12 protein-coding genes are annotated in these 12,661 nt (G+C 64.7%); all 12 read right to left on the bottom strand.

Annotation, left to right across the window (positions count from 1 at the left end):
* Positions 1 to 19 precede the first annotated feature (19 nt).
* Entirely contained in the window at positions 20 to 781 is a 762-nt protein-coding gene (locus QUV18_RS18630; protein WP_300895601.1) for an SDR family NAD(P)-dependent oxidoreductase, read from the bottom strand.
* Between the two features lie 120 nt (positions 782 to 901).
* Complete coding sequence (locus tag QUV18_RS18625) at positions 902 to 1,753, bottom strand: betaine/proline/choline family ABC transporter ATP-binding protein (RefSeq protein ID WP_300895600.1); 852 nt, start codon at positions 1,751 to 1,753, stop codon at positions 902 to 904.
* A gap of 3 nt (positions 1,754 to 1,756) precedes the next feature.
* A complete protein-coding gene (locus QUV18_RS18620) occupies positions 1,757 to 2,587 on the bottom strand; it encodes a proline/glycine betaine ABC transporter permease (RefSeq protein ID WP_300895599.1) in 831 nt (276 codons plus the stop codon).
* 119 nt (positions 2,588 to 2,706) lie between these two features.
* Positions 2,707 to 3,696, bottom strand: a complete 990-nt coding sequence (locus QUV18_RS18615; protein ID WP_300895598.1) for an ABC transporter substrate-binding protein — start codon at positions 3,694 to 3,696, stop codon at positions 2,707 to 2,709.
* Between the two features lie 312 nt (positions 3,697 to 4,008).
* A complete protein-coding gene (locus tag QUV18_RS18610) occupies positions 4,009 to 4,869 on the bottom strand; it encodes an amidohydrolase family protein (RefSeq protein ID WP_300895597.1) in 861 nt (286 codons plus the stop codon).
* Between the two features lie 2 nt (positions 4,870 to 4,871).
* Positions 4,872 to 6,503 (bottom strand): NAD(P)/FAD-dependent oxidoreductase, encoded by a 1,632-nt coding sequence (locus QUV18_RS18605; protein WP_300895596.1) that lies wholly within the window; start codon positions 6,501 to 6,503, stop codon positions 4,872 to 4,874.
* A gap of 71 nt (positions 6,504 to 6,574) precedes the next feature.
* On the bottom strand, positions 6,575 to 8,062 hold the full coding sequence (locus QUV18_RS18600) for an aldehyde dehydrogenase (RefSeq protein ID WP_300895595.1): 1,488 nt from the start codon (positions 8,060 to 8,062) through the stop codon (positions 6,575 to 6,577).
* Positions 8,063 to 8,313: 251 nt separating this feature from the next.
* Positions 8,314 to 8,676, bottom strand: a complete 363-nt coding sequence (locus tag QUV18_RS18595) for a nuclear transport factor 2 family protein (RefSeq protein ID WP_300895594.1) — start codon at positions 8,674 to 8,676, stop codon at positions 8,314 to 8,316.
* Between the two features lie 11 nt (positions 8,677 to 8,687).
* Complete coding sequence (locus QUV18_RS18590) at positions 8,688 to 9,554, bottom strand: alpha/beta hydrolase (RefSeq protein WP_300895593.1); 867 nt, start codon at positions 9,552 to 9,554, stop codon at positions 8,688 to 8,690.
* Positions 9,555 to 9,568: 14 nt separating this feature from the next.
* Complete coding sequence (locus QUV18_RS18585) at positions 9,569 to 10,786, bottom strand: ABC transporter substrate-binding protein (RefSeq protein ID WP_300895592.1); 1,218 nt, start codon at positions 10,784 to 10,786, stop codon at positions 9,569 to 9,571.
* Positions 10,783 to 11,763 carry a branched-chain amino acid ABC transporter permease gene (locus tag QUV18_RS18580; protein WP_300895591.1) on the bottom strand — a complete coding sequence of 327 codons (981 nt, stop codon included), beginning with the start codon at positions 11,761 to 11,763 and terminating at the stop codon, positions 10,783 to 10,785. Before QUV18_RS18580 ends, QUV18_RS18585 begins: the two co-directional genes overlap by 4 nt.
* Positions 11,764 to 12,648 (bottom strand): branched-chain amino acid ABC transporter permease, encoded by an 885-nt coding sequence (locus tag QUV18_RS18575; protein ID WP_300895590.1) that lies wholly within the window; start codon positions 12,646 to 12,648, stop codon positions 11,764 to 11,766.
* Positions 12,649 to 12,661 lie beyond the last annotated feature (13 nt).

Here is a 12,661-nt window from a genome sequence, read left to right as displayed (position 1 = left end):
GGGTCTCCTTCACGGGCCTTCAAAGGGCGGGCCAGACGCCGCCGGCGACGGACATGATTTCGCCCGTCATGTAGGAGGAGTCGTCGCTGGCGAGGAAGAGCGCGGCCGAGGCGATCTCTTCCCGCTCGCCGAAGCGCTTGAGGACGGTCTTCTCGCGCCACTGGCGCTTTTCCTCTTCGGAGAGGCGTTCGATCACCGAGGTCTTGATGGTGGCGGGGGACATGCAGTTGACGGTGACGTGCGGGGCGAATTCGAGGGCGAGGCTGCGGGTCATGGAGGCGACGGCGGCCTTGGCGGCGCCGTAGTCGACCTGGCCCTCGGCGCCGGCGAAGATGATCGAGGCGATGTTGACGATACGGCCGTACTTGCGTTCGAGCATGCCGGGGGCGACGAGCTGGACGAGGTGGAAATTGCCCTTGAGGTTCAGGGCCATCGTCTCGTCCCAGCGCTGTTCGGACATGGTGAGGAAGGGCTCGAAGAGCTGGGCGCTGCGGACGCCGCCGACGATGTTCATGAGGATGTCGATCTCGCCCGCTTCCCGGGTGCCGTTCTCGACGACGGAGGCGGCCTCTTCCCGGACGAGCACGCTGCCGCGTTCGCTGTAGAGCCGGGCGCCTTCGGTGAGGGCGGCCTCGGTTTCGGCGACGCTTTCCTGCAGGCGGCGCTGGGAGATGTCGGTGAGGATGAGCGAGGCCCCCTCTTGCGCGAAGCGTTTCGCGATGGCCGATCCCATCGGCCCGCCGGCGCCGGTGACGAGCGCGGTTTTTCCCTTCAATCTCATAATTTTGCCCTCCGGATATGGTCCCCAGGCGGCGATGCGCCGGGGCTGGTTTCTTATGCGGTGTTTCGCGCAGGTTCGATCAGGACGGACTGCGCCCGCGCACATGCGCCCCGGCGCGCGTCATGCCGGGATGGAGGCGGGCCGCGCCTCTCGCAGGCGGTTGAGGTTCACGTTCTGGACGAACTTGCGGACGTAGTCGTTGACGGAATTTTCAAGGATGTCGTTCGGCGTGCCGATCTGTTGGACCGTGCCGTCGCGCAGGATGGCGATGTGGTTTCCGAGCAGCATGGCCTCGTCGGGGTCGTGGGTGATGAAGACGATCGTCTTGTTGAGCTGCGCCTGAAGCTCGATCAGCTGCTCCTGCATCTCGGTGCGGATCAGCGGGTCGAGCGCGCTGAAGGCTTCGTCCATCAGCAGGATCTCGGAATCGCTGGCGAGCGCGCGGGCGAGACCCACCCGCTGTTTCATGCCGCCCGAGAGCTGTGCGGGGTAGTGATGCTCGTAGCCGGACAGGCCGACGCGGCTGATCCAGTGGGCGGCGGCCTCGTCCTGTTCCTTCCTCGTCCTGCCCTGCATCAGGAGGCCGTAGCCCACGTTCTTGAGGACCGTGCGGTGCGGCAGAAGGCCGAAATTCTGGAACACCATGCTGATCTTGTGGCGCCGGAAGGTCCGGAGTTCCTTCCTGTCCATGGTGGTGATGTCGGTGTCGTCGACGATCACCTGGCCGGTGGTCGGATCGACGAGGCGGTTGAAATGCCGGATCAGGGTGGATTTCCCCGAGCCCGACAGCCCCATGATGACGAAGGTTTCGCCCGCGCCGATCTCGAGCGAGATGTCGTTGAGGGCGAGGACAGATTTCGTCTGTTTGAGGATCTCGGACTGGCTCTGGCCGTCCCGGGCCATCCTGATGGCTTCGGCGCTGTTGGGCCCGAAGCACTTGTACACGTTCCGACACACGATCTTCGGGGTCATGCTTCAACCTTCATCCATGTGGAGTTGCGATTGGAGCCGCCGTCCATAGCTTTGCGCGATGCGGTCGAAGATGATCGCGAGGGCGACGATCGCGAGGCCGGCGAAGAGGCCGCGGCTGACTTCGAGCCGTCCGATCCCCTGCAGGACCTGGTAGCCCAGTCCGCCGGCGCCGATCATCGAGGCGATCACAACCATCGACAGCGCCATCATCATCGTCTGGTTGATCCCGGCCATGATGGTGGGCAGCGCGAGGGGAAGCTGGGCATGCCACAGCTTCTGCCAGCCGCTGGCGCCGTAGGCCGAGACGGCCTCGACCACGTCGGAATCGACGTTGCGGATGCCCACGTCGGTCAGGCGGATCACGGGCGGCACCGCGTAGATCACCGTGGCCAGCAGGGCGGGCACCTTGCCAGGGCCCAGCAGCATGACGCCGGGGATCAGGTAGACGAAGGGCGGCAGGGTCTGCATGACGTCGAGCAGCGGACGCATGATCGAGCGGACGGGCCGCGACAGCGCCATGGCGACGCCGACCGGCACCCCCACGACCAGCGCGGTGATGGTCGAGGCGAGCATCAGGGCGATGGTCTGGTTGCTTTCTTCCCAGTAGCCGGCCGCGCCGATCATGAACATGAGGATGGACACACCGATCGGAAGCTTCCAGTTCCGCGTTGCCAGGAAGGCAAGCCCCGCGATCAAGAAAATGATCACGTACCAGGGCATCCAGAGCAGGAAACCTTCGATCGCGATCAGGAGATGCAGGAGGGGCTGGAAGGCGGCTTCGAGGCTGGCGCCCCAGTGGATGACCATCCAGTCCGCCGCGTTGTCCACGTACATGCGGACGCTTCGTTCATCTAGTACGTCTGGAAACATTCTGCCCCGAGTTCCTTCGTGATATCGTTCCAAAGAAGTCGGCGTGCCGCTCGGGAGAATAACGGCACGCCTTCAGGTCAACCTCAGAGGCCCGACTGGATCTTCTCAGCCGTTTCGTCGGGCACCCAGGCTTTCCAGACGTCCGGATTCTCCTGGAGGAAGTGGATCGCGGTCTCTTCGGCGGTGGCGTTGTTTTCCTCGCCCCAGGCGAGCACCTCGTTGATGATCGAGTTGTCGATCGAGGCCGCGTCGAGATAGGCCGCCGCTTCGGGGGCTTCCTCTTTCACGTCCGAGGTGACGGCGGTGATGACGTTGCCCGGCGGGAAGCCGCTCTTGGCGGGGTTCTCGCAGTTCTCGTCATTGTTGCAGTTGCCCTCGACGTAGTCCGGCATCTCGAGCGAGACCATCGGGAACTTGCCCAGCAGGGGTGTCGGCTCCCAGTAGTAGGTGACGATGGGCTGTTCGCGGCGGTAGGAGCGTTCGATGGTCGCTTCCAACGCGGCCGAGGAACCCGGTGAGAAGAGGTTGAACTCCTCCTCGAGGCCGAAGGCGCGGTACATGTTGCCGACCAGCACTTCGCAGGACCAGCCCGGCTGGCAGTTATAGATCACGCCCTTCGAGGGGTCGGAGGGGTCGCTGAACAGCTCGGCATACTCGGCGAGGTCTTCGAAGGATTTGAGCTCGGGGTTGGCTTCGGCCACGTAGGTGGGGATGTAGAAGCCTTCGCGGCCGCCCTGTGCGAAGGGCTTGCCGGCCTCGTAGACGGTGCCGGATTCGGTGACCTTGTCCCAGAAATCGCGCACGTTATCGACCCAGAGCTCGGGGTTGATATTGGGTTCGCCGCGGGCGGACATGCTTGCGGTGCTGGAGGCGGTGTCGCCGGGGACGAGCGAGACGTCGCAGCCATAGCCTTCCGAAAGGATGATCTTGTGCATCTGCGCCAGGAACGCGCCCGAGGGCCAGTTCAGTTCGACGATGGAAATGCCGTCGCTGGTGCCGCAATCCGCAGCCAGCGCGGGCCCCGCAGACACGAAGGCCGTCATCGCCGCGGCCAGTTTGAAACTCTGTTTCATTTAACCTCTCCTGTTTGGGTCTCCGCGCATTTTCGTGCGCTTGTTCGAGCACCATAACAACGGGCAGGGTCATTCCGGTTATAGGATTTGAGTGCGTTGTTCTGCACCGATAATTATAGGTTGGGCGTGCGGAGGCCGTGAAAACATGGGTTTTCCGCCCGCGGTCGCGGGGGTCGCCGGCAACGGGCCCGGCCCGGCCGCGATGGGCGGGCGCAGAGAGCGGTCACGGATTGGTGATGGGGTTATGGCCGGGGCAAGGCGGACGTGCCCGGCCTTCGGCAGGGAGCCCTGGCCTGTCCTTTCGCCGGGGTCTTAGGGGGCGGAGTCGAGGCGCAGGAACCGGGCGCAGTTGTCGTGCAGCCAGGCGTTGGTGAGGTCCTCTCCGAGGTCGAGCTGCTCGATCTCCGCGATGGCGCGTTCGATGGAGAGGCTCGGGTAGCCGGAGCCGAAAATGATCCGGTCCTTCAGGAGGGTCCTGCCGTATTGAAGCAGGGGGCCATAGCCCGAGTCGGGGATGCCCAGCACCCTGGGGCGCATGTAGACGATGCCGATATGGACGTTCTTGTGCTTCCACGCGACGCCCAGCAGCTCGGTGATCCAGGGCCAGCCCGGGGGCGAGGCGCAGACGCGCAGGTCGGGGAAATGGACCATCACCTCGTCCAGCAGCATGGGCTGGCCATAGGCCATGTTGCTTTGGGTCGAGAAGTTGATGCCGCAGTGGATGTTCACCGGGATGTCGAGCTCGATGCACTTGGCGTAGAGGGGGTAGAGCAGCTTGTCGTTGATCGCGAGCTTGTGTTCGAAACACTGGATGTTCAGGCCGCGGAGGCCGAGCTCCCTGACGGCGCGTTCGAGTTCGCGGATGGCGGCCATGCCCTTGTGGGGGTCGACGCCGGCGAAGCCGATGAAGCGGTCGCCGGAGTCGCGGCAGAAGGCGGCGACGTCGTCATTGCTGATGACCGTGCCGAAGGTGGTTTCGAGGTCGCGTGCCTTGACCACGACCTTAGATGCGCCGATGTCCTCGTAGGTCTGGAGGTAGCGGGCGAGGTCGGGCGCCTCGCCGCCGTCGGCGGCGTTGGAGTAGACGCGTTCGTAGTTCGACAGGTGGCCGTGCCGGATGGTGAGCTCGGGCAGCGGCGGCTTGCTGGAATAGTCTATCAGCCGGCGGGCCATGGTCAGGACAAGCCTCCGGTTCTGCGGTCGAGGCGTTTGAAAACGGCGCCGAACTTCTTGAAATCCCGCAATATTTCACGGGCGGCATTGTGGCCGGGCACGCCGGTGACGCCGCCGCCGGGATGCACGGCGGAGCCGCAGAGGTAGAGGCCGGGAACGGGTGTGCGGTAGTCGGCGAAATGGGGGGACGGCCTGCGGAAGAAGACCTGGTCGGCGGTCAGGTCGCCGTGGTGCACGTGGCCATCGGGCAGCCCGAAGCGGGTTTCGAGGTCGCGCGGGGTGAGCACCTCGTGGTGCAGGATGGCGTCGCGGCCGAAGCCCGGAGCGTAGCGGGCGATGGTGCGGAGCGACTTGTCGAGGATGTCCTCGCGCATCTCTTCCAGTGACATGGTGTCGGTCGTGCAGGGGGCGTGGCCGCCCATGATCTGGACGAGATGTGCGCCCTCGGGGGCGACGCCGGGGTCGATGACGCTGGGGATGGAGATGGTGAGGAACGGATCGTCGGAGGGGCGGCCGGACTTGTGGTCGTCATAGGCCCGTTCCAGGTAGTCGACGGAGGAGCCGAGGCGGATCATCGAAGGGTAGGCAAAGCCGCGCTCGGAGGCGGAGAATGCCTTGAACCGCGGCAGGTCGCTGACGGCGAGGTGGATCTTGAAGATCGAGGACCTGGTGCGGATGTTGCGGATGTCGGCGGCATAGTCTTCGGGCAGGGCATCGGCGGGGAGAAGGCCCAGCGCCGTGGACTTGGCGTCGAGGTTGGAGACGACCGCCCTGCCCTTTACCGTCTCGCCGCTGGCGAGGGTGACGCCGGAGGCGCGGTTGCCGTTGCGGGTGATCCCTGTCACCTCGCAGGCGGCGCGGATCTCGACGCCGGCTTCGGTGGCGGCGCGGGCCATGGCCGTGGTGATGCCGCCCATGCCGCCGCGCACGTGGCCGCCGGGGCCGACGGGCGTGGAATGGTCGCGCAGCGCCGGGCGCAGGAGGGTGAAGGCCGTGCCCGGCATGGTCATGGTGCGGTTGGTGCCGCTGCCGGCCACGTAATAGCCCAGCGCCGCGATCACCTCGTCGCTTTCGAACCATTTCGACAGGTAGTCGTAGGCGCTCATCGTGAGGATGTCGTAGAGCCCGTAGAGATCGGCCAGGTGGCGGCGGTAGCGGAGCAGGAAGCCCGCCGTGCGGCGGAGGCCGGACAGGCTGAGGTCTGTCGGGTCGACGGGGGTTTCCCAGAGCAGGGATTTGACCGGCTCGGCGACCCTGCGAATTTCCTCGAGGTATTCCGGGTATGCGCGCGCGTCCTTCTCGGAGAGGGTGGCGAGCTCGGCGCAGAGCCGGTCGGTATCGCCCCAGAAGACGATGGAGCGGCCATCCTCGAAGGGGGCGAAGGTGGGTGTCAGTTCGATCACTTCGAGCCCGTGCGAGAGCAGGTCAAGGTCGGCCATGATCCTGGGCTGGAGCAGCGACATGTTGTAGGCGCCGGTCGAGACCTTGTAGCCGGGCCAGAGCTCTTCCGTGACGCAGGCGCCGCCGAGGATCTCGCGGCGTTCGAGCACCAGCACCTTCAGCCCCGCCTTGGCGAGGTAGGTGGCACAGACCAGGCCGTTATGTCCGGCACCAACGATTATGGCATCATGCATCTGGGGCTTTTCTCATGGGAGCTTCGGCCGGGACCGGGGTTGCCGCTGCCGTACGACCATTGATGCGGCAATCAGGAGGCGAACCACGTGGCTTTCCAATCGGTGTACTTGTCGATCGCGTGCAGCGACTTGTCGCGCCCGTGGCCGGAATGCTTGAACCCGCCGAAGGGCATCGACATGTTGCCCTTGTCGAAGCAGTTCACCCAGACGACGCCGGCGCGCAGCGCCTTGGAGACGCGCTGAGCCTGGCGGATGTCGTTCGTCCAGACGGAGGCGGCGAGGCCGAAATCTGTGTCGTTGGCGACCTTCACGGCCTCTTCGGCATCCTTGACCGAGATCACAGAGAGGACCGGCCCGAAGATCTCTTCCCGGGCGATGCGCATGTCGTTGTTGACGTTGTCGAAGATCGTGGGCGCCACGTAGTAGCCGCCGGTTTCCTCGTTGAGTTTCCCGCCGCCGGTGGCGATGGTCGCGCCCTGTTCGAGGCCCGTTTCCATGTAGCTCAGGACGCGCTCGTACTGTTCGGCACTGACCAGCGGGCCCATCTTGGTGGCGGCGTCGAACGGGTCGCCCACGATGATCTCGCGGGCTTTCTCGACCACCTTTTCGAGAAGCTTGTCCTTGATGCCGTCCTGGACCACGACGCGGGAGCCCGCGTTGCAGACCTGGCCCGCGTTGGAGAAGATGCCCGCCGCGACGCCCGCGGCCGCTGCATCGAGATCGGCATCGGCGAGGACCACCTGGGGCGACTTGCCGCCCAGTTCGAGGCTGACGCGCTTGCCGTTGCTTTCGCCGGCATAGACCTGGAACATCCGGCCCACGGCGGTCGAGCCCGTGAAGGCGAGGCAATCGACATCCATGTGCCGGCCGAGGGCCTGCCCTGCCGTTTCGCCATAGCCGGAGAGGACGTTGAAGACGCCTTCTGGAATGCCCGCTTCGACGGCCAGTTCGGCGATGCGCAATGCGGTGTAGGGGGACTGTTCGGCCGGTTTGAGGATGACCGAGTTGCCGGCGGCGAGCGCCGGGGCGAATTTCCACGCGGCCATGGAGAGCGGAAAGTTCCACGGCACCACGGCACCCACGACGCCGACGGGTTCGCGCACGGCGATGGCGAGCATCGAGTCGTCGGTGGGGCCGACCTCGCCGTAGATCTTGTCGATCGCCTCGCCGAACCAGGCGACGCAACCGGCGGCGGAGGGAATGTCGCCATTGGTGGCGTTCACCAGCGGTTTGCCCACGTTCAGGGTTTCCAGCAGGGCGAGGTCATCGCGGTTTTCGAGGATCAGCTCGGAGAACCGGAGCATGATGCGGCGCCGGTCCTGCGGGGCCATGCGCGACCATGTGCCGGCCTCGAAGGCGGCGCGGGCGCTCCTGACCGCGTCATCGACATCCGCGGCGTCGCAATCGGCGACGGTGCCGATCGTTTCGCCGGTGCCGGGGAAGATACAAGGCAGGGTCTTGCCCGACCGCGCCGAAACCCATGCGCCACCGATGAACGCCTTGTCCGGCAGGGATTTCTGCAGCCTGTCAATTTGCGACGTCACGGCTTCGTTCAGCATTACGGGCTTCTCCAAACTTTCGATCTTGAGGTTCGGAGGAATGCTAGCAGCGGGGAAGGTATAAGAAACATTCAATTGAGTTGGTTCAAAACGCCCCAAAAGTTATGATGCCCTGCGGGCCTTTGGAGTACCAGGGCACCGCAGCGTCCCCGGCCCACAAAACGGTCGAAGGGCACGGGAGCCTTTCCCGTGCCCTCGATCTTTTTCCGGATTCGCGGGGTCATAAGGGAGGAAAGTCCGAAAGGACCTTCTTATCCCTTGTAGTAGACGTCCTTCTCGACAACCTTTCCGTTTCTGAACGTCCAGACGTCGCATCCCTTGATGTCGATCCCCGCCGAAGGGGTCTGGACGCGCCACGAGGTATAGGCCCGGTTGCCGGACAGAAAGCTGACGGCCTCGTTCCACGCGACGTCCGGCTGCTGCGAGAACCGGTTCGAAAAGGCCGAGGCGATGGCCTCGCGCCCCTTGATCGGGGTGCCGGCCTGGTTGTTGCCGGCGGGCGCGATCATCACCGCGTCCTCGGCGAAGTAGGACATGACACGATCCAGGTCGTGCTCGTTGAACGCCGACAGCATGTCGTTCAGCATGTCTTCGGTGAAGTCGTCTTCGGACATGGGAATTCCTTTCAACTGAGAATGAAGTCGCGACAGCGCGTGAAAAGTGCGCTTGTCGGATCGGCAAGGCTGTTGAGCAGGTCGAAGTGATCGTCGCCGGCACTGTTGAACCGGTCGATCGGGCGTTCGGCCGTCTCGTAGAGCGCCTTGTAATTGTTGGCCTGGCGATGAAACTCCTCCGTTTCGGCATCGCCGATGATCACCAGCTGCGGGGCGTCGCTGACCGGGGCATGATCTATCGGGCTCATCGCCGCGGCCTCGGCATCGTCGATGCGCAGGGCATCGTTCAGGGTTGTCGGCATGAGCGGCCTGAGGTCGAACAGGGCCGACATGGGCAGGCCGCGCCGGACCGGCGCCACCGGCAAGACCACGTCGACGGCAGAGAAATCCGTCGCCATGATCATGCCCGTGATCTGGCCGCCCGCGGAGTGGCCGCCCACCACCAGCCGCCTGCGGTTGCCCGGGACCAGGTCGGTGTCCAGGATGGTTCGGGCCACGGCCTGGCGGGCCTGTCCGACGATGCCGCTGATGTTCGTGTCGGGGCAGAGCGTGTATCCCGGCAGAACCACGGTGATCCCGCTGTCGACGAAGGCTTCGCTGAGGAAGCTGTAGATCGAGCGGTTTCCGCGCTGCCAGTAGCCGCCGTGGAAATACACCAGCACCGGCGCGTCCGGGTCGCTGGCGGGAAAGATGTCCATCCTTTCGTCGGGCCCGTCACCGTAGCGGACATCGAGCGTACAGTTCCGCGTGGCGCGGGTTCGTTCGCTGCGCCTTTCCCATTCGGGCACCACGGCTGTCATGTAGTCGGGACGAAGGAGACGCAGGTTGTACTGCATCTCCATGTCGTCCCGGGAGAAGCGTGTTTTCTCGACGTTCATCCCGGACCTTCCGCTCAGCTCTCTTCTTTCAACAGGTAGCAGCGGCTTTCCGATACCGGCGTGAAGGCATCTTCGGCCTCGATCGTGGCGACCTTTTCGTAGTAATCCCACGCGCCGGTGCTTTCTTCCGGCGATTTCACGCGGAACAGGTACATGTCGCGCATCATCCGGCCGTCTTCGCGGATGTAGCCGTCCTTCACGAAGAAGTCGTTGATCGGCATCTCCTTCATCTTGGCCATCACCTCGGCGTAGTTCTCGGTGCCCGCCGCTTCGACCGCTTTCAGGTAATGCATCGTGGAGCTGTAGACGCCGGCCTGGGACATGTTGGGCATCTTGCCCATCTTTTCCATGTAGCGTTCCGAGAAGGCGCGGGTCTCTTCGTCGAGATCCCAGTAGAAGGCCGAGGTCAGAAGCATGCCCTGGGCGGTTTCCAGGCCCAGCGCGTCGACCTCGTTGATATAGACCAGCAGGCCGGCGAGCTGGCGGTCGTCGCCCTGCCCGATGCCGAACTCCGCCGCCTGCTTGATGGCGTTCGACGTGTCCGCGCCGGCCGTCGCGAAGGCGATGACGTTGGCGTCGGAGGATTGCGCCTGGATCAGGGCCGAGGAATAGTCGCTTGCGTTCAGCGGCACCAGGACCGAGCCGACCGTCTCGCCGCCTTCGCTGGCGACCGCGTCTTCGGCCTGGGCCTGGAAGTCGTGTCCGAACGTGTAGTCCACGGTGACGAAGAACCACTTGTCGCCGCCGCCGCGGACCACGGCCTTGCCGGTCGAGGTGGCCAGCGCGTAGGTGTCGTAGACATAGTGGATCGTGTTGGGGTTGCAGCTTTCATTCGTGAAGCGCGGCGAACCCGAGATGTTCATGATCATGAGCCGGTCCTTTTCGACCGCGATCTCGCTGACGGCGAGGCCCGCGGAGGACATGTTGCTGTCGACGATTGCATCGACCGCATCCACGTCGAACCATTCGCGCGCGATGGACGTGGCGATGTCGACCTTGTTCTGCATGTCGGCATGGACCACCTCGATCGGCTTGCCGAGGACCGTGCCGCCGAAATCCTCGACCGCCATCTCGGCGGCGGTGACCGAACCGCGCCCGGCGACGTCGGAATAGTTGCCGGTCATGTCCATGAGCAGGCCGACCTTGATCGCGTCGGGGCCCGCGGCTGCGGGAAGCGCGGAGAGCGCGGTGCCTGCGACGAGCGCCGCAGTCATGATTGGCTTGAATTTCATTTTACTATCCTGTTGGTTGCTTGGGTTTCTGGATTGTCCGGCGTGGAACGCTTCGGTGCCCGGTTCTGCAACAGGGACTTCGCTGTTCCGGCCACGCCCTTCCGGAACAGCATGACGCAAAGGATGAAGGCCGCGCCGAGGATCACCGGGGCGGGCAGCGCCGACTGGGCGAGGTACTGTTCCAGCCCGCCGATGATGAATGCGCCCACGACGGGGCCGAGGAAGGTGCCAATGCCGCCGACCAGCGTCATGAGAACGACCTCGCCCGACATCTGCCAGGTCACGTCGACCAGGGTCGCGATCTGGAAGGACATCGCCTTGAGCCCGCCGGCGAGCCCTGCCAGCGCGGCGGAGAAGGTGAACGCGGCCAGCTTGTAGAGCGTCGGGTTGTAGCCCAGCGAGATGGCGCGCGGTTCGTTCTCGCGGATGGCTTCGAGGATCATCCCGAAGGGCGACTGCACGATCCGCCAGACCAGCGCGAAGGCCAGCGTGGTCACGGCCAGTACGGTGAAGTAGAGGGCCAGCGGGTTGGACAGGTCCACGACACCGAGGAAGTGGCCGGGTGTTATGCCGCGGATGCCATCCTCGCCCCCGGTGAAGGGGGCCTGCAGGTAGATGAAATAGACCATCTGGCCAAGCGCCAGGGTGATCATCGCGAAGTAGATCCCCTGCCGCCGGACGGCGAGGAAGCCGATGACGGCACCGAGGGCGGCCGACACCGCGACGGCGAAGAGCAGCGCCAGTTCCGGCGCAAGGTTCCAGCGTGCGAGGGCCTGGGCACACATGTAGGCGCCCGTGCCGAAAAAGGCGGCATGGCCGAAGGACAAGAGGCCCACATAGCCCAGCAGCAGGTGGAAGGCCGCGGCGAAGAGGGCAAAGCACAGAAGCTTGATCAGGAAGATGGGATAGAAGACCAGTGGCGCGATGCAGAGCAGGACCAGGAGCGCCAGTACCGGAAGGACGTGGGAGCGCAGCATTCAGGCCTCCTTGCCGAAGAGTCCGGCGGGCCGCAGGAGCAGCATCAGGGCCATCACCACGAAGATCACGACCGAGGAGGCGGCGGGGTAGAAGACCTTGGTCAGCCCCTCGATCACGCCCATGCCGTAGCCGGTGATGATCGCACCGGACAACGAGCCCATGCCGCCGGTGACGACCACGGCGAAGACCACGATGATGAGGTTGGTCCCCATGAGCGGCGTGACCTGGTAGATGGGGGCGGCAAGCACGCCGGAGAGGCCCGCCAGCGCCGCGCCGAGCACGTAGGCGGAGGCGGTCAGCAGCGACACGTTGATGCCGAAGCAACTGACGAGGTCGGGATTCTCCGTCGCCGCCCGGAGATAGGAGCCCAGCCGGGTGCGTTCGATCAGGAGCCACACCGCAAGGCAGGTCACGAGCGAGGCCAGCACCACGAAGCCGCGGTACTTGGGCACGATCACGAAGCCGAGATCCCATATCCCGCGAAAGACGTCGGGCGTGGTGAAGGGTTTGCCCGCCGCGCCGAACCAGTAGCGGTACATGCCTTCGATCAACAGCGCGATGCCGAAGGTCAGAAGCAGGCCGTACAGGTGATCGAGGTGGTAGATGCTGCGCAGGAACGCGCGTTCCACCACGAGACCGAACAGCCCGACGGCCAGCGGGGCGATCACCAGCGCGGCCCAGAAGTTCAGCCCGAGCCAGGCCTGCGTCATCCAGGCCGCGAAGGCCCCCATCATGTAGAGCGCGCCATGCGCGAAGTTGATCACGCGCAGAAGGCCGAAGATAATGGCGAGGCCGAGGCTGAGCAGGGCGTAGAAGGAGCCGTTGATCAGCCCGATCAGGACCTGGCCCAGTATCAGCTGTGGCGGGAAGCCGAAAATTTCCATGGCTCTGGTCTTT

It is taken from the genome of Roseovarius sp. (assembly GCF_030373445.1).
Classification (GTDB): Bacteria; Pseudomonadota; Alphaproteobacteria; order Rhodobacterales; family Rhodobacteraceae; genus Roseovarius.
Note: the sequence above shows the minus strand (reverse complement) of the source record. Positions and strands in the feature narration are given on the sequence as shown.